The sequence below is a fragment of the Leucobacter triazinivorans genome (assembly GCF_004208635.1).
GTDB lineage: Bacteria > Actinomycetota > Actinomycetes > Actinomycetales > Microbacteriaceae > Leucobacter > Leucobacter triazinivorans.
This window is the reverse complement of record NZ_CP035806.1, coordinates 1,613,966-1,631,148: the sequence shown is the minus strand read 5'-3', so window position 1 is coordinate 1,631,148 and position 17,183 is coordinate 1,613,966. Positions and strand designations below refer to the sequence as shown.

11 protein-coding genes and 1 riboswitch are annotated in these 17,183 nt (G+C 71.1%); of the genes, 5 read left to right on the top strand and 6 right to left on the bottom strand.

Features of this window, described 5'->3' with window-relative positions:
- Positions 1-3 precede the first annotated feature (3 nt).
- Positions 4-1,647 (bottom strand): amidohydrolase, encoded by a 1,644-nt coding sequence (locus EVS81_RS07390; protein WP_130109809.1) that lies wholly within the window; start codon positions 1,645-1,647, stop codon positions 4-6.
- A 35-nt stretch (positions 1,648-1,682) separates the two neighbouring features.
- On the bottom strand, positions 1,683-3,104 hold the full coding sequence (locus EVS81_RS07385) for an APC family permease (RefSeq protein WP_130109808.1): 1,422 nt from the start codon (positions 3,102-3,104) through the stop codon (positions 1,683-1,685).
- 256 nt (positions 3,105-3,360) lie between these two features.
- Between EVS81_RS07385 and EVS81_RS07380 the strand changes: the two genes are divergently transcribed.
- On the top strand, positions 3,361-4,098 hold the full coding sequence (locus EVS81_RS07380; protein ID WP_130109807.1) for a TetR/AcrR family transcriptional regulator: 738 nt from the start codon (positions 3,361-3,363) through the stop codon (positions 4,096-4,098).
- A gap of 91 nt (positions 4,099-4,189) precedes the next feature.
- Here the strand turns inward: EVS81_RS07380 and EVS81_RS07375 are convergent, their stop codons facing one another.
- Positions 4,190-5,605 carry an APC family permease gene (locus EVS81_RS07375; RefSeq protein WP_130109806.1) on the bottom strand — a complete coding sequence of 472 codons (1,416 nt, stop codon included), beginning with the start codon at positions 5,603-5,605 and terminating at the stop codon, positions 4,190-4,192.
- Positions 5,606-5,648: 43 nt separating this feature from the next.
- A complete protein-coding gene (locus tag EVS81_RS07370; RefSeq protein WP_130109805.1) occupies positions 5,649-7,274 on the bottom strand; it encodes an amidohydrolase in 1,626 nt (541 codons plus the stop codon).
- 141 nt (positions 7,275-7,415) lie between these two features.
- Between EVS81_RS07370 and EVS81_RS07365 the strand changes: the two genes are divergently transcribed.
- A complete protein-coding gene (locus tag EVS81_RS07365) occupies positions 7,416-8,243 on the top strand; it encodes a TetR/AcrR family transcriptional regulator (protein WP_240740030.1) in 828 nt (275 codons plus the stop codon).
- On the opposite strand, the gene purU is transcribed toward EVS81_RS07365, so the two are convergent.
- On the bottom strand, positions 8,233-9,114 hold the full coding sequence (purU, locus tag EVS81_RS07360; RefSeq protein WP_240740029.1) for a formyltetrahydrofolate deformylase: 882 nt from the start codon (positions 9,112-9,114) through the stop codon (positions 8,233-8,235). The two genes, EVS81_RS07365 and purU, sit on opposite strands and share 11 nt — an antisense overlap.
- A gap of 117 nt (positions 9,115-9,231) precedes the next feature.
- A riboswitch (ZMP/ZTP riboswitch) is annotated at positions 9,232-9,313 on the top strand.
- Between the two features lie 50 nt (positions 9,314-9,363).
- Here purU and glyA point away from each other — a divergent pair.
- The 3 genes from glyA to EVS81_RS07345 all read left to right on the top strand — a co-directional run bounded on the left by glyA (position 9,364) and on the right by EVS81_RS07345 (position 14,263).
- Positions 9,364-10,653, top strand: a complete 1,290-nt coding sequence (glyA, locus tag EVS81_RS07355; protein ID WP_130109804.1) for a serine hydroxymethyltransferase — start codon at positions 9,364-9,366, stop codon at positions 10,651-10,653.
- 168 nt (positions 10,654-10,821) lie between these two features.
- Positions 10,822-11,715 (top strand): bifunctional methylenetetrahydrofolate dehydrogenase/methenyltetrahydrofolate cyclohydrolase, encoded by an 894-nt coding sequence (locus EVS81_RS07350; protein WP_130109803.1) that lies wholly within the window; start codon positions 10,822-10,824, stop codon positions 11,713-11,715.
- Positions 11,716-12,085: 370 nt separating this feature from the next.
- On the top strand, positions 12,086-14,263 hold the full coding sequence (locus EVS81_RS07345) for a hypothetical protein (protein WP_165384206.1): 2,178 nt from the start codon (positions 12,086-12,088) through the stop codon (positions 14,261-14,263).
- Between the two features lie 71 nt (positions 14,264-14,334).
- Here the strand turns inward: EVS81_RS07345 and EVS81_RS07340 are convergent, their stop codons facing one another.
- Entirely contained in the window at positions 14,335-17,121 is a 2,787-nt protein-coding gene (locus EVS81_RS07340; protein ID WP_130109801.1) for a MalT transcriptional regulator family protein, read from the bottom strand.
- Positions 17,122-17,183 lie beyond the last annotated feature (62 nt).

The window sequence follows — 17,183 nt, the reverse complement described above, 5'->3', positions numbered from 1 at the left end:
GGCTCAGGCCCGATGGGCCTCCGCGCCGCGCACGTGGGTGCTGCGCACCGTCGCGTCGAGGAGGGCGCTCGGGTGCGCCTCGAGCGGGTTCACGTCGAGCACGATGAAGTTCGCGTCGAGCCCCGCGCGGATGCGTCCGCACGTCTCCTCCATCTCGCCGGCCCAGGCGCCCCCGGCGGTCAGCGCGGTCAGCGCCTCCGCGGGCGTGAACACCCGTTCGGGGTGGTACGGCGGGAGCTCAGGCGCGAGCACCGACCCGCCCGTGAGCGCGATGTAGAGGTTGGGCAGCGGCTGGTGCGGCGCGGTCGGCGCGTCGGTGCCGAGCGTCAGCGGCACCCCGGCCGCGCGGAACTTCTGCCACGGGAACCCCGTCTCGCCGCGCTCGTCGCCGAGCATCGCCTTCCAATTGTCGAGCACGGCGGGATCGCAGTGCACCGGCTGCATGGACGCGACGACACCGAGTTCGCCCATCCGCTCGATGGTGGTGTCGGCCACCGACTCGAGGTGCTCGATGCGGTGCCGTCTGGGCCGCGGCCCGTTCACCCGGATGCAGTGCTCGACGGCGTCGAGGGCGATCTCGCTCGTGCGGTCGCCGATCGCGTGCATCGCGATCTGCAGGCCCGCGCGGTCGGCCGCTGCGGCCACGGGCAGGATCCGCTCTGCGGTCCAGATGGGTTCGGCGTTGCTGCCGTCGGCGTAGGGTGCGCGCATGGTCGCCGTGCAGGCGTCGATGACGCCGTCCATGATGAACTTCACGCCCGCGATCCGCAGCCACTCGGCGGCGTCGCTCGCCGCGATCTCGTCGCGCAGGGCGACGATTCCGGTGATCCCGGCGAGATCGCGCTCGGCGTCGCCGCTCGGCTCGAGGATCCAGTGCGCCGTGACCGGGAACGGCAGGCGGCCGTCGCGCGCGATGAGGGTGCGCAGGCCCGAGACCTCTGCGGCGTTCAGCGACATCTCGGTGGCCCCTGTGACGCCGACGGCGAGGTAGGAGCGGAACGCGGCGTCGAGGGCGTGCACGAGGTCGTCGGCCGTGCTCGCCGCCTCGAGGAACGCCCACCCGTACTGGGTGCACGCCGTCTCGTAGAGCATGCCGGTGGCCTCGCCGTCGGCGTCGCGCGCGATCTCTCCGCCCACCGGATCGGGCGTCTCCCGGGTGATGCCCATCTCGCGCAGCGCGGCGGTGTTCACCCACATCGAGTGCAGGTCGTTCGCGTCGAGGTAGACGGGCACCTCGGGCAGCACCTCGTCGAGCATGGCGGCCGTCGGCTGCCCGTCGCCGACGGCGTCGAAGAGCCAGCCGATCCCGAGCACGCGCGCCGCCTCGGGATCGGCCGCCCGTGCCGCGAGGAGTCGCTGCTGGATCTCGCTCAGCGACGCGCAGTCGCGCAGCGGCGTCTTGGCGAGCGATGCCCCGAAACCGGCAAGGTGGGTGTGGGAGTCGATGATGCCCGGCGCGACGAAGCGGCCGGCGAGGTCGACCTCTGCGACGGGCCCGGACGCGGGATCGGACGCGGCGCGCACCTCGTCGAGCGTGCCGACCGCCGAGAAGCGGCCGTCGCGCACGGCGAAGGCCTCGACGACTGCGCGGGCCGGTGCATCGTCGGCCGTGAAGACGGCGGCGCCGCGGTAGATGGTGGTGGACATGGGCTTCCTTTCGTCGGGGTGATGTCGGCGGCGCGCTACGAGCGCCCGCTCTGCAGCGGGAACTCCTCGGCCAGGGCGTCGATCGCCTCGGTGGAGGGGGTCTCCTCGGAGAAGTCGAGCGTGGGCACCGGCCTGCGGAAGAACCCGGTCTTCGCCGCGAGGATCGCGACGCCGATGAGCACCCAGATCCCGCCGATCACCCAGGTGAACGCCTCGAGCGAGGTCCAGAGCCAGATGGTGAGCGCGAACCCGATGAGCGGGATCGCGCCGTAGCGGATCCCCTGCCATGCGGTCAGGGGCTCCTGGCGCCCGCCCTTCGGAAGCAGGTAGGTGCGGATCACGGTCAGGTTGACCATCGCGAATGCGGCCAGGGCGCCGAACGAGATCATGAACGCGGCCTGGTCGAGGCTCAGGAACAGGCTCGACAGGGCGAACACGGAGACCACCGTGGCCGCGACGACGGGCGTGCCGAAGCGCTTGGAGAGGATCCCGAGGGGGCGCGGCAGGATCCCGTCGCGACCCATCGAGTAGAGGATGCGCGATACGGCGACCTGGCCGGCGAGCCCGGAGCCGAAGCAGCCGGCGACGGTGATGATGATGAAGATGCCGGTGAGGATGTCGCCTCCGACGTGGTCGAACAGCACCACGCCCGCCGCGTCGAGCAGCTCCTGCGGCGCCTGGCTCCAGTCGTCGAGGGAGTAGGCGCGTGCGCCGACCCACGAGACGAAGATGAAGACGAGGCCGCCGATGATGGTGGTGAGCATGATGGCGCGGGGGATGTCGCGACGCGGATGCTTCGCCTCCTCGGAGAGGGTCGAGACGGCGTCGAAACCGAGGAAGGACAGGGCGAGGACCGCTGCGCCGGTGAAGATGGGGCTGTAGTCGGCCGAACCCGGGATGAAGGGCTCGATGAGGCTCGGCGCGTCGGGGTCGCCGATCGCGGTCTTGATCGCGAGGATCGCGAAGACGAGCACGGCCGCCATCGAGACGACCACGATGGCGGTGTTGATCTTGCCGACGAGCGAGATGCCGAGCACGTTGAAGACGAAGACGGCGATGAGCGCCGCGAGCGTGAAGACCCAGGTGGGCACGCTGGGGAACTGGGTGCCCACGTAGAGGCCCAGGATCAGGAAGTTGATCATGGGGATGAAGAGGTAGTCGAGCATGAGCACCCAGCCGGTGAGAAACCCGGTCGCACCGCCGAAGGCCTGCTGCGAGTAGGTGTAGGCGGAGCCGGCCACGGGGTAGCGGCGCACCATCGCGGCGTAGCTCGATGCGGTGAACAGCATGACGATCAGGGCCACGACGTAGGAGTCGACGAGGTGGCCGTCGGTGATCTGATTGACGATGCCGTAGGTGGTGAACACGGTGCCGATGGCCATGTAGGACAGGCCGAACAGGGTGAGGGTGATCGGGCCCAGCGTCCGCCTGAGGTGGGGCGCGGCGGGTCGGCTCATGTGGATCTCCTTTGATGCGGGATGGTGCGTGACGGTACGTGGTGCTGCGTGATGGCCCGCGACGAGTCGCGGTGGGCGTGTCGAGTCGCGGTGGGCGTGTCGATGCGCGGGGACGGCCCCGGTGCGCCGGTGGCCGCCGACTGGGAGCGCACAAAATGAACGAGGTTCTTTTTGCACTGCATAGACTAGTCCCATCGAGGCCGATGCGCGAGTTCGCCCGGGGAACGGGGTCCGTGCCGAGACGAGGGGCACCAGCATGGACGAAGCCGCAGCGCCGACGGGCCGCGGGGGGCGCCGTCGCGTGGGGCGCCCGAGCGAGCAGGTGCTCTCGCGCACGATGATCATCGAGACCGCGCTGCGGCTGCTCGACGAGCACGGGCAGGACGGCTTCGGCATGCGCGACGTCGCGAACGAGCTCGGCGTGCGCCCGTCGGCGCTCTACAACCACGTCGAGGGCAAGGACGACATCTTCCGGGGCATCCGCGAACTGATCGGCGAGCGGATCACGGGCGAGATGTTCGACGCCGAGCCCTGGGACGCCGCGCTCATCGTCTGGGCTCGCGAGTACCGCGACGCCTTCGCCGCGCACCCGCCGACGATCGCGCTGCTCGCGGTGATGCCGTTCCATCCGGCCTCGTCGGTGAGCGTCGCCTACGATCGCGTGATCCGCACGCTCACCGACGTCGGTTGGAGCAGTGACGAGGCGCTCAACATCCTCGTGTCGCTCGAATCGTTCATCCTGGGGTCGGCGCTCGACGCCGCGGCGGCTCCCGACATGATGGATCCGGGCCCGCGGGACGACGTGCCCGAGTTCACCGAGGCGTACCGCGCGCGGCAGCGGCTCGTCGAGCGCACGGGCACGGGTCCCGCCGATCTCGCCTTCGAGACGGGCCTCCGGCTGATGCTCAACGGACTCCGCGCCGAGCGCGCCGCGCGGGCCGAGCGCGCCGCGCGGGCCGAGCGGGACGCGTCGGACCCCGGCCGGGAGCCGTGATCCGGCGCGTACTCCGCGGACGGCTCGGACCGCGCGTACGGTGCGTACGGTACGAACGGTGCGCCGGCCCGTGCCGGCGCACCGGCGCGCGCTACTGCCGCGGATCCAGCGGGTAGTCCTCGGCGAGCTGGTCGATCTGCTCCGTGGTGGGATCCCCCTCCGAGAAGTCCATCTTCGGCACCGGTCGCCGGAACCCGCGCGTCACGATCGCGATGATGACGACGCCGACGGCGATCCAGATCCCGCCCACGATCCAGGTGGTCGGCTCGAGCGAGGTCCACAGCCAGATGGTGAGGAGGAAGCCGATGGCCGGGGCCACGCCGCGCGTGAGGATCTCCCGCGCGGTGAGCGGCTGCCGTCGCCCGCCCTTCGGGAAGAGGTAGGTGCGGATCACCGACAGGTTCACCATCGCGAACGCCGCGAGGGCGCCGAAGCTGATCATGAACGCCACGACGTCGAGTGAGAGGAACAGCGCGGAGAGCGCGAACACCGACACGACGCACGCGGCGACGATGGGGGTGCCGAAGCGGGCGTGCAGGCGCGACAGCGGCTTGGGGAGCATGCCGTCGCGACCCATCGCGTAGAGGATGCGCGACACCGAGACCTGGCCGGTCATGCCGGATCCGAAGGCGCCGACCACGTACACGGCCACGAAGAACGCCGTGAAGGCCTCGCCGCCGATGTTGTCCATGACGGTCACGCCGGCCGCCTCGATCTCCGCGTCGCTGAGCGAGGTCCAGTCGGGCTGGAACGCGATCGAGCCGGCCCACGACACGAGGATGAAGAAGAGACCGCCGACCAGGGTGGCGAGCACGATGGCGCGCGGGATGTCCTTGCGGGGGCGCTTCGCCTCCTCGGAGAGGGTGGAGACCGCGTCGAAGCCGAGGAACGAGAGCGCGAGGATCGCGGCGCCCGACGCGATCGCGCCGATCCCGCCCTCGCCGAAGGTGAACGGCTCGACGAGGCTCACCGAGGTGTCGCCGCCGAAGGCGTACTTGAAGGCCAGCACCATGAAGAGCACGACCAGGATCACCGACAGCGCGATGATCGCGAAGTTGACCTTGTTGACGAGGGTGATGCCCAGGATGTTGAACAGCAGCACGAGCAGCAGCGCCACCAGGGTGAACGCCCACACCGGGATCGCGGGGAACTGCGTGTTGAGGTAGATGCCGATGAGCATGAAGTTGATCATCGGGATGAACAGGTAGTCGAGCAGCATGACCCAGCCGGTGATGAAGCCGGCCGCGCCGCCGAACGACTGCTGGGTGTAGGTGTACGCGGATCCGGCGACCGGATAGCGGCGCACCATGGCGCCGTAGCTCGCAGCGGTGAAGAGCATCGCGACGACGGCGACGACGTAGGCGGCCGGCAGGTGGCCGTCGGTCACCTGGTTGACGATGCCGTAGGTCGTGAAGACCGTGATCACCGTCATGTAGGTCACCCCGAAGAGCGTCAGCCCGACGAGGCCCAGTGCCCGCTTGAGATGGGGTTGGGTGGTTTCGCTCACGGTGTCTCCTTCGATTCGGTGAGGCGTTGAGGGGTGGTGAGGATCACGCGCGGAACGTGGCGTCGCCCGCGAGCCAGGTGCCGAGCACCTCGAGCTCGGCGATCGCCTCCGGGGCGATGCGCAGCGGATCGGCCGACAGCCAGACGGCGTCGGCGGTCTGGCCGACGGCGAGGGTGCCGCGGTCGGGGGCGAGGGCCTGGCGCGCGATCCCGCGGGTGTAGGCGGCGTAGGCGGAGGCCGCGTCGACGCGCTCGTCGGGCAGCCAGGCCGGCGCGTCCGGCTCGACGTGGCTGTGCCGGGTGACGGCGGTGGAGAGGGCGGGCCGCCAGTCGAGCGTGGTGACGGGCCAGTCGCTGCCGAACGAGACGGTGGCGCCGGAGCGGTGCACGGACCCGATGAGATACTGCCACTCGTCGCGGGGGTGCCCGAGGTGCGGAATCGTGAGGTCGCGCATCACTGCGTCGCACTGGGCCCAGTACGGCTCGAAGTTCGCGATGACGCCGAGCGCGGCGAAGCGGGCGACGTCGGCCGGGTCGAGCAGGGCGACGTGGGCGATGACGTGGTGGCGCTCGCGGGGGCCGTTGGCCGCGCTGGCGGCCTCGATCGCGTCGAGCGCGAAGCGGTTGGCGGCGTCGCCGATGGCGTGCAGGTGCAGCTGGAACCCGGCGGCGTCGAAGGCGGCGGCCGCGGCCGAGAGCTCCTCCGGAGTCCAGTTCGGCAGGCCGTGCTCGTGCGGGCGGTCGGCGTAGGGCTCGATGAGTGCGGCCGTGTGGCTCTCGATCACGCCGTCGACGAAGAACTTGACGGTCTCGGCGCTGAGCCGATCTGCGCCGAGCGCGCGAACCGACTCCCTGGCGGCCGCGAACTCGGCCACCTGCTCGCGCCAGCGGGCCGGATCCGCGCGCTGCGCGAGGTTGACCCGAGTGTGCAGGCGTCCCTGCGCGAGCGCCGCACGGTAGACCTCGATGTCGGTCGGCTCCACCCAGGCGTCCTGCACCCAGGTCGTGCCCTGTGCCGCATAGCGTCGCGTGGCCTGCTCGATCGCCCCGATCCGCTGCTCGAGGGCGAACGCGGGAGCGGTCGTGGCGAGGAAGTCGTTGGCCGCCGCCTCCTGCAGCGTGCCGAGCGGTGCGCCGTCGTCGCGGCGCACGATGCGGCCGAGCGGCGGGTCGGGCGTCTCCGCGGTGATGCCTGCGGCCGCGAGCGCCGCGGAGTTGACCCACGCGGTGTGGTAGTCCCAGGCGCGCAGAATGGTCGGCGTGTCTCCGGTGACCTCGTCGAGCCAGCGCGCGTCGAAGAGCCCGCCCTCGGCGAAGGTCGCGTCGTAGCTGCCGCCGATGATCCAGGCGGCCTCGGGGTGGGCGGCCTTCCACGCGGCGACGGCGGCGAGGATGCCGGGCACGTCGGCGGCCTCGCGGATCGCGGGGCCGAGGGCCTCCTGGCCGCCGAGCAGCGGGTGCGCATGCCCGTCGCCCGGCGCCGGCGCGAGCGTGCCGCCGCGGAGGTCGATCGTCTCGGTCGCGGGATCCTGCGCGGCAAGCTGCTCGGCCTCGGCGCCCAGGGCGACCACCCGGCCGTCGCGGAAGGCGATGGCCGTGCTCGTGAGGGTGCCCGGCGCTGCTGCGGCATCGATCAGGATCGTGCCTCCGGTGAAGACGGTGGTGCCCATGGGACTGCATCCTTGCTGTTCTCGGTGCTGGACTTCGCTCGGCGGAGCCCGGTACGCTCACGATTAACGAACAGAGTTCGTTTGTGGTCGGCTTGAGAATAATACGAAATCCGGCCGAGCGCGAGCGGCGGTCGGAGGTTCGTGACCGAGACGCGGGAGTCCGAAGGAGGCGACGTGCGGGAGCGCGGTGAGAGCACGCACGGCGGAAGCAACGCACAGCGGCGCGGCGCCGGGCGGCCGCGCCGCCGGGTGCTCTCGCGCGAGCTGATCCTCGAGACGGCACTGCGCATGATCGACGAGCAGGGCGAGGCGGGCGCGGGCATGCGCGCCGTCGCGCACGCGCTCGGGGTGCGCCCCTCGTCGCTCTACAACCACGTCGCGAGCCGCTCCGACCTCATCGCGGGCGTGCGCGAGCTCATCAGCGACCGCATCGACGTCGAGTGCTTCGAGCAGATGCCGTGGGACCGGGCCCTCGAGCGCTGGGCCGACTCCTACCGGGCGGCATTCGCCGCGCATCCGCCGACCATCGCGCTGCTCGCGACGACCCCGCTCACCGCCGCGTCACGCACGAGCCTCATGTACGACGCGGTGGTCTCGGCGCTCGTGCGGGCGGGCTGGCCCGAGGCGCGGGCGCTCTCGGTGATCGTGGCCGTCGAGTCGTTCCTGCTGGGAGCGGCCCTCGACGCGGCCGCCGCCGCGGACATGCTGGATCCGGGCCCCCGCGCCGACGTGCCCGCCTTCTCGGCCGGCTACGCGGCCCGGGATCGCGCGCTCGCCGCGGCCGGCGAGCGGCCGGCCGATGCGGCCTACCGGCTCGGCCTCACCGCGATGATCGCGGGATTGCGGATCGAGCTCTCCGCGCGGTCGGAGGCCGATCCGGCGCTCGTGGATCGCGGGTCCGGGCGCGGCCGGGGCAGCCGGGGGTTCGGTGACGCCGACCCCGCCGCATCAGCCCGGCCTAGAAGATGATGGTGCGGTCGCCGTCGGCAAGCACGCGGTTCTCGGCGAACGAGCGCACCGCGTGGCGCAGCACGCGCGCCTCGACGTCCTGGCCCAGCTGCGTCAGCTCGCGCACGGAGTAGGAGTGATCGACGCGGATCGTGTCCTGCTCGATGATCGGGCCCTCGTCGAGGTCGGTGGTGACGAAGTGGGCCGTCGCGCCGATGAGCTTCACGCCGCGCTGGTGCGCCTGCTTGTAGGGGTTGGCGCCCTTGAACCCCGGCAGGAACGAGTGGTGGATGTTGATCGCCTTGCCCGCGAGCGCCTCGCAGAGGCCGGGGGAGAGGATCTGCATGTAGCGGGCCAGCACGACGAGCTCGATGTCGAGCTCGTCGACCGCGGCGAGCACGCGCGCCTCGAAGGCGGCCTTGTCGTCGGCGCCGGCGATCGCGCGGTGCTCGAACGGCACGTCGTAGAACTCGGCGATGTCGCGCACCGTCTCGTGGTTCGAGAGGATGAGCGGCACCTCGATGGGCAGTTGGCCGCCGCGGCGCCGGTAGAGCAGATCGTTGACGCAGTGAGTGGCGGTGGACGCGAGGATCAGCGTGCGCACCGGTCGGCCCACCGTGTCGAGGCGCCAGGTCATGTGATAGCGCTCGGTCACCGGGGCGAGCGCCTGCTCGAAGCGGCCCTCGAAGGTGTCGGGCTGGGCCACCGCCTCCACCTGCAGGCGCATGAAGAAGCGTCCCGTGTCGTGGCTCGCGAACTGCTGGCTCTCGGCGATGTTGCCGCCGGCGGCGACGATCGCGCCGCTGATGGCGTGCACGATTCCCGGGCCGTCGATGCAGGAGAGGGTGAGCACCCACTGGGTCGTGGGGAGGTCGTTCGCGATCGTGTTCACGGAGTACAAGGGTAGTCGATCCCGCTGGCGGACCGGATTCGGGGTGCCCGCTCGCGGGCACGTCGCCCCGCGGCGCGTCGGAGCACCTGGAATGCCGCGCGCACTCGCTGGTAGGATCGGAACCGTCGTGACTGGCGTGCAGATGGGACACCATCGGGGAACGACATCTCTTTCAAGGCCGCTCGCCTGGGCCGCACTTTCCCGAATGCGTCGCCGCGTGCGCGCGGTCGAGTTTCAGAAGGAGTACACATGACCACCCAGTCCGCATTCTTCAACGAGCCGCTCGAGACGGTCGATCCCGAGATCGCCGAGGTGCTCAAGAACGAGCTCGGCCGCCAGCGCGGCACCCTCGAGATGATCGCGAGCGAGAACTTCGTGCCCCGCGCGGTGCTCGAGGCGCAGGGGTCGGTGCTCACGAACAAGTACGCCGAGGGCTACCCCGGCCGCCGCTACTACGGCGGGTGCGAGTTCGTCGACGTCGCCGAGGATCTCGCGCGCGAGCGCGCGAAGAGCCTCTTCGGTGCGAAGTACGCGAACGTGCAGCCCCACTCCGGCGCGAGCGCCAATGCCGCGGTGCTCAGCGCGATCGCCGAGCCGGGCGACACCATTCTCGGCCTGGAGCTGGCGCACGGCGGCCACCTCACCCACGGCATGAAGCTCAACTTCTCGGGCAAGCTCTACCGGGTCGCCTCGTACGGCGTCGATCCCGAGACGTTCCTCATCGACATGGACGCGGTGCGGCAGCAGGCGCTCGAGCACCGGCCCAAGGTGATCATCGCGGGCTGGTCGGCCTACCCGCGCACCCTCGACTTCGCGAAGTTTCGCGAGATCGCCGACGAGGTGGGCGCGACCCTGTGGGTCGACATGGCCCACTTCGCCGGCCTCGTGGCCGCGGGTCTCTACCCGAACCCGGTGCCGCACGCCCACGTCGTCTCCTCAACCGTGCACAAGACCATCGGCGGCCCCCGCTCCGGCTTCATCCTCACGAACGATCTCGAGCTCTACAAGAAGCTCAACTCCAACGTGTTCCCCGGCCAGCAGGGCGGCCCGCTCATGCACGTGATCGCGGCGAAGGCGACGGCTTTCAAGCTCGCGGCCACCGATGAGTTCGCCGACCGCCAGGTCCGCACGCTGAGCGGCGCGAAGCTCGTGGCCGACGCGCTGACCACCGAAGCCTCCCGCGCGGCGGGCGTCGACGTGCTCACCGGCGGCACCGACGTGCACCTGGTGCTCGCCGATCTGCGCAGCAGCGAGCTCGACGGCCAGCAGGCCGAGGATGCGCTGCACGCGGTCGGGATCACGGTCAACCGCAACGCGGTGCCGTTCGATCCGCGCCCGCCGATGGTCACCAGCGGCCTGCGCATCGGAACGCCCGCCCTCGCCACCCGCGGCTTCGGCGACGCCGAGTTCGCAGAGGTCGCCGACATCATCGCGCAGACGCTGCAGCTCGGCGCCGGCGCCGATGTGGAGGCGCTCAAGGCGCGCGCCACGGCCCTCGCCGAGGCTTTCCCCCTGTACCCGGGTCTCGAGACCTGGTAGATCGCTTGCGGTCATCCTGCGAAGGTCTTCTTCCGTCAGTCTGCGCGCGTGAAATGCTGGAAGGGAAACGCGCCGGCGTTTCTCGCTTTTCGCGGTGGCCCAACTGGGCTGCGTGTCGCCGAATGACGGGGGAGGGCTGCCGCAGGATGACGATTCTGAGGAGCTGAAATGACTGCACAGAAACTCGACGGAACGGCGGCCGCTGCGGAGATCAAGCGGGAGCTCGCGCAGCGGGTCGCGGCGCTGGCCGAGCGCGGCGTCGTGCCCGGCCTCGCCACCGTGCTGGTGGGGGAGGATCCCGGCTCGCAGTGGTACGTGGCGGGCAAGCACCGCGACTGCGCCGAGGTGGGCATCTCGTCGATCAAGCGCGAGCTGCCGGAGACGGTGTCGCAGGAGGAGCTCGAGGCGGTGCTCGACGAGCTCAACGCCAACCCCGAGTGCACGGGCTACATCGTGCAGCTGCCGCTGCCGAAGCACATCGACACCGACCGCATCCTCGAGCGCATCCACCCGGACAAGGACGCCGATGGGCTGCACCCGACCAATCTCGGCCGGCTCGTGCTCAACGCCAACTCGCCGATCACCAGTCCGCTGCCGTGCACGCCGCGCGGCGTCATCGAGCTGGTGGAGCGCAACGGCATCTCGTGGGCCGGCAAGCGGGTCGTGGTCGTGGGCCGCGGCGTGACGGTGGGGCGCCCCATCGGACCGCTGCTGACGCGCCGCGACGTCAACGCCACGGTGACCCTCACGCACACGGGCACGCAGGATCTGGGCGCCGAGCTGCGACGCGCCGACGTGATCGTGGCTGCGGCCGGGGTCGAGGGCATCGTGCGGGCCGAGGACGTGCAGCCGGGCGCGATCGTGCTCGACGTGGGCGTCTCTCGCCGCACGGACCCGGAGACGGGCAAGAGCCGTGTCGTGGGCGATGTCGATCCCGCGGTGGCCGAGGTGGCGGGATGGGTGTCGCCCAACCCGGGCGGCGTCGGTCCGATGACCCGCGCCCTGCTGCTCCAGAACGTGGTTGAAATGGCCGAGCGCGAAACGGACGCGAAGCGTTCGTGAGCACTCGGCCTCCGGCTACTGCCGGAGTTCTCGGGCGCGAAGCGGACGCGAAGCGTTCGTGAGCACTCGGCCTCCGGCTACCGCCGGAGTTCTCGAGCGCGAAACGGACGCGAAGCGTTCGTGAGCACTCGGCCTCCGGCTACCGCCGGAGTTCTCGAGCGGTCAGCGCACGCGAGGTGAACGCGGTGCGTTCGGCGACCCCTCGGCCTCCGCCCACAGGCGGAGTTCTCGAGCGCGAGGCGAGTAGTCGGCGAACGCGTTGCGAGCGCGGTGCGTTCGGCGACCCCGGCGTTCCAGGCAACACTTGAGTACCCCATGAGCAAAACCTGTGTGTGGACTCTGTGCTCAGTGTATGTGTAGTGTGTGTCGGGTGAGAATTCTACAGTCCAGTGCTCGTGCCCGTCTCGGCTGGGGTGCCGTCGCACTCGGCGCCGCGCTCGCTCTCGCCGCCGCGCCCGCGGTGCTCACCGCTGCGGCGGTTCCCGTCGCGGCGGCGCCGGCAGTGATGACCGGGGCGGCCGCGCCCGTCGCTGCGGCGCCCGGGGTGCTCGGCGATCCTGGTGATTCGCCACTCCCCGCGCCGCCGGCTCGTCCGGCGGCGGTCGAGCACGTGGTCGACTCGTCGAGCTACCACGATCTCGCTGGGTATCCGTGTGCACCCGGCGACACGAGCACTGTCGTGCGCATCCAGTCGGCCTTCGGGTTGGGCAACGTGCAGCACCTCTGGGGCCTCAGCGGAGACGGTTTCGATCTCGTCGGGCTGATCAAGGGCTGCCACCCGCTCGAGGGCGACGTCGGATTTCACTCCGATGAGGTCGACTGGCGCTACGCTCCGTCCGGAGGCGCGCTCGCCGCGATCCCCTCTGCCGTGTTCCAGGAGGGGCGCGAGACCATCCCCACGACTGTGGTCGCGAGCGTCGAGCTGGGTGCCGAGGATGATGGCGCACGCCTGAACTTCGGCACGATCAACCAGGTGGACATCGACGGGGAGAGCTTCGGGCAGCGCACCAACGCCTATCTCCACGTGGCCGACCCGGCCTTGGAGCTGCGCAAGGAGGTCTGCGTGGCCGAGCACGCTGCCGACTGCCGGGGCGACGTCGACGCGGTGTGGAGCGAGATTGCGACGGTCGTTCAGGGGGCCGACGTGATCTGGCGTCTGACGGCCACGAACACGGGCAATCTCGATCTCACGGGGGTCGAGGTGAGCGCCGAGCAGCTCGTCGGCGGCGCTGCCGCCTCGAACGCGTGCGCGGGCGCTCCTGTTGTCGCTGAGCTGCCGATCGGCGCCTCGGCATCCATCGTGTGCATCACGTCCGAGACGCGGGTCGACGCGGCTGCAGGGGGCATCGTCACGAACTGGGCGCGCCTGACGAGCTCGTTCACGGATCCCAGCGATGGTGCCGAACCGTCTGCGGCCGGGCTGGTCGATCGCTTCGATGCCGTCGGCGGGGTGCTCTCGAACGATGATCCCGCGCAGCTGCGCGTGCTGGATCCGGGTATTCGATTGACGAAGGAGGTCTGCGTCTCGGGGGTGGGCTGCGACGTCACCGATGACGCGCAGTGGGTTCCGCGGGCCGAGACGGAGTTCGGCGGAGCGGCCCAGTGGCGTCTGACGGTGGAGAACACCGGCACGGTATCGATCAGGGACCTGGCGGTGCACTCCGAGGAGCTCACCGGCGGGCAGACGGGTGCGAACGAAGAATGTCTGAGCCTCGTGTTCGCGCCGGGCGAGCTCGCCCCGGGGGAGCGGGCGTCTGCGACCTGCACCACGCCCGGCATCGATGATGTCGAGCAAGACACGGTGAATACGGCCGTCGTTCAGGGCAGCGCTTTCGATCCCGTCGACACTGGTGTCGAAGCCCTGTTCCCAGAACCGGTGCTGACGAACGCGGCGTCTGCCGCCGTATGGACGCAGATCGGCGGCGACGGCGGCGATGGCGGCGACGGTGATGGTGACGGCGACGGCGACGGTGATGGCGATGGCGACGGCGACGGCGACGGCGGTGACGGCGATGGCGGCGACGGTGATGGTGACGGCGACGGCGACGGCGACGGTGATGGTGACGGCGACGGCGACGGCGGTGACGGCGATGGTGACGACGACGGCGATGGCGACGGTGACGATGGTGATGGTGATGGCGATGGTGACGGCGACGGTGACGACGGCGATGGCGATGGTGACGGCGGCGATGGCGGCGATGGCGGCGATGGTGACGGGGACGGCGGCGACGGTGGTGACGGCGGCGACGGTGACGGCGACGGTGGTGGTGATGGCGGCGGCGGGACCGGTGACGGGACCGGTGACGGCGACGGCGGCGACGGCGGTGATGACGGGGACGGCGGCGACGGTGGTGACGGCGGCGGCGGGACCGGCGACAGGGACGGTGGCGGATCCGGGGCAGGCCGGCAGGCGGAGTCCGATTCATCGGACGCGGCTGCTCCGCAGCTGGCGGTGACCGGTGCGACCGCGCCGGCACTCCTCGCGGTGTCCGTGGTGCTGCTGATCGGCGGCGCACTGGTGGCGGCCCGCGCACGGCGCACGGCGTAACCCCACCCGCGATCAGCTGACTCGCACGTGTCGGCGTGGCGCCACCCATCGGCGGCCCGTCTGGCCGCCCGTCAGTCGGGGCTGCTTGCGGTGAGCAGCCCCATGCGTGTCGCCCGCAGGATGGCCTCTTCGCGCCCCCGCGACTGCAGCTTTCGATAGACCGCGTTGAGGTGCTTCTTCACGGTCGCGGAGGTGACGAAGAGCGTGTCTGCGGTGTTGCTGATCGACCGGTGCGCGGCGACCGCCTCGAGCGTGCGCAATTCCATCTCGGTGAGGCGCTCGTACCGGCGGCAGCGCGCCGCAGTCGGCACGGCATCGATCTCCGCGACGAGATCGCAGACGCCCGCGTCTCGAGCTGCTTCGGCGAGGCGGCGGAGCTCTTCGTGCGGGAGCCCCCACATCAGCGGGGCCAGCGTGTGCTGCCGCACGAGCTCGACCGCGGCGGTGAGCGCGTCGAACGCCTCCTGCGTGCGTCCGCAGCCCCAGGCAGCCACCGCCGTGATGAGTGCGCGGTCCGCCTGCTGGCGCACGGTCAGCCCACCGCTGGTCTGCTGCGCCAGCAGGAGGGCCTGCGTATCGTCGAGCGAGAAGAGGGCGAGGCGCGCGCGCTCGAGACGGGTCCCCGGCTCCTCCGGGTCGAGTGAGGAGAGCAGCTCTGACGCTCCGGCAAGATCTCCGACGGCGACGCTGAGCATGGCTCGATAGGTCCCGACGCACTGCTGCCACATGCGTGTCTGGTGCCTCGCACCCTGCCCGTCGTGCTCGAGCCGGGCTTGCATCTGCGCCAGTGCCCACTCCGCGCCGCGTTGCGAGCGCACCGCCTCGGCCTCGCCGATGAGCAGCACCGGCCACGCCTCGACCCGGTCCCGGAGCGGGGTCAGCCGTTCGAGCGCTCGCTGCAGGAGGGTATCGTCGGCGCACGCGTGCGCGAGGTGCGCGCGTGCGATCTCTCCCACGACCCAGGTCGACGCGGGCGCCGAGGCCCCGGTCTCGTCGCCGAAGGCGTCGAACTCGGCGAGTAGCGCCGCGCACCGGTCCATGCGGCCCTCGAGCGTCTCGGTGAACGCCAGCCCGCTCAGCGCGGCGAGCCGCCAGCGCTGCCCCGAGACCGTGTCGGTGACGGTGCGCGTGTCCCGCGGGTGCGGATCCGACGGCTTCTGGATCTGCGCCTCGGCGTGCGCGAGCAGCAGTTGCCAGTTGCGTCGTGCCCCCTCCAGGTCGCCGACGCCCAGCGCGGTGAGCGCGATCTCGCGGTGGTAGATCGGGGCCGCGCCCGGGGTTGCGCCCGGTGCCGCTGTCGCGCCGCCCAGATCCGCCGCCCCCTGGGGGCCGGTGAGTTCCACCTGCGGCGACGAGACGATCAGCGACTCCAGCTCGCGGGCACTCGTGTAGGCCGAGTCGAGGTCGCCGGCCAGGCGGGAGAGTCCCATGCACTGGGCGATGGTGGCCGGGCGCTGCTCGGCGTGCACCGCGCGAGCGGCGGCCTGCGGCGGTTCGGACAGCCGAGCGCTCACTCCCGCCCGCAGCAGCTCGAAGAGGCGGGAGAGCGTGCTCGAGGGCACGCTCGGGTCGCCCGTCTCGAGGATGAAACGGGCAGAGACGTACGCGGGGTGCGCTGCCAGCACCGCGTCGGGGAGCCCTCTCAGATAGGCGAGGAGTTCGTCGGCCTCGTCCGTCAGCGTCACGAAGTTCCGAATGAGCAGCGACTCCGCCCGATCGTGGTCGGCGATCGTGCAGGAGAGCTTGAACGCGGTGAACGGCGCGGACTGGTCGAGTTCAGCGGCGCGACCGCGCAGCAGGTCGACGCGTCTCTCGCGGGTGAACGACCGCTCCGAGCGCTGTGCGAAGGCGGCGCGCACCGCGGGGTGGCACCTGAACTCCGTTCCGGCGCCGTCGCTCATCGAAGTCAGCACGCCGAGTTCGAGCAGCTCGTGCACGGTCTTGCGGAGTTCGGGCCCCGCGACCCCGGTGAACCGCTCGAGCAGGCCGAAGGAGATGCCGTCGAGCAGCGACGCGGCGAGGAGGACATGCCGACCGGCATCGCCGACGATCTCGAGATGGTTGAGGGCGAAGCGGTGCAGCTCGACGCGAGGGTCGATGCTGCCAGCGGCATCCGCCTCGGCGGATCCCGGGGCCTCGGCGGATCCCGGGGCCTCGGCGGATCCCGGGGCCTCGGCGGATCCCGGGGCCTCGGGGGATCCAGCGGCATCCGGCTCGGCGGATCCTGCGGCCTCGCGCCCGAGGCTGTACGCGTGGGCCGGGCCCAGCGCGGCGCGGGTGGCCAGGGGCCAGCCCGAGGCGTCGCGCATCGCCGCGCGCAGTCGCGGGTCGTCGCCGAGGCCGTGGGCCGCGACGAAGCCCTCCGCCTCCTCGGCGCCGAATGAGAGCTCTCGGGTGCCGAAGATCCGCACGCGCGTGCGGCTGGTGACGAGCGGCCCGTCGAGCACGCGCACGCGCCGTGCGAGCACGAGGAACACCACGTGAGGGGTGATCTCCGCGAGCTCGGCGATCAGCTGGTCGTTCTCGGGAGTGGTGACCCGGTGGTAGTCGTCGAACACCAGCACGAGCGGGTGGTCGACCGCGGAGACGAGTTCGCGCACCGAGCTGAGGGGGAAGTCCGGTGTCGGCACCTCCGCGCCCAGTGTCTGCGCGAGGCGCTGAGCCGTGTACCTCCACAGCGTGTCGGCGCTCGCCGCCGCGCAGCTGATCCAGAGCGATGGCTCGTCGCGCCCGCTCAGCCAGCTGCTGACGGCGGTCGTCTTGCCGTAGCCCGCGGGGGCGCGCAGCAGGGTCACGCGCGAGCGTTCGGTGCTCTCGGAGATCTGCGCGAGCAGTTCGGGGCGATCCAAGACGGGCACGGTCTGAGCCTCAGCGCTCTGCGCCGCGCGGTGCAGAGCACGCGGTGCGACGCGGTGTCTGG

Coding starts and splice junctions, on each gene's coding strand:
- EVS81_RS07390 (WP_130109809.1), bottom strand. CDS start 1,647: ATGTCCACCACCATCTACCGCGGCGCCGCCGTCTTCACGGCCGACGAT.
- EVS81_RS07385 (WP_130109808.1), bottom strand. CDS start 3,104: ATGAGCCGACCCGCCGCGCCCCACCTCAGGCGGACGCTGGGCCCGATC.
- EVS81_RS07380 (WP_130109807.1), top strand. CDS start 3,361: ATGGACGAAGCCGCAGCGCCGACGGGCCGCGGGGGGCGCCGTCGCGTG.
- EVS81_RS07370 (WP_130109805.1), bottom strand. CDS start 7,274: ATGGGCACCACCGTCTTCACCGGAGGCACGATCCTGATCGATGCCGCA.
- glyA (WP_130109804.1), top strand. CDS start 9,364: ATGACCACCCAGTCCGCATTCTTCAACGAGCCGCTCGAGACGGTCGAT.
- EVS81_RS07350 (WP_130109803.1), top strand. CDS start 10,822: ATGACTGCACAGAAACTCGACGGAACGGCGGCCGCTGCGGAGATCAAG.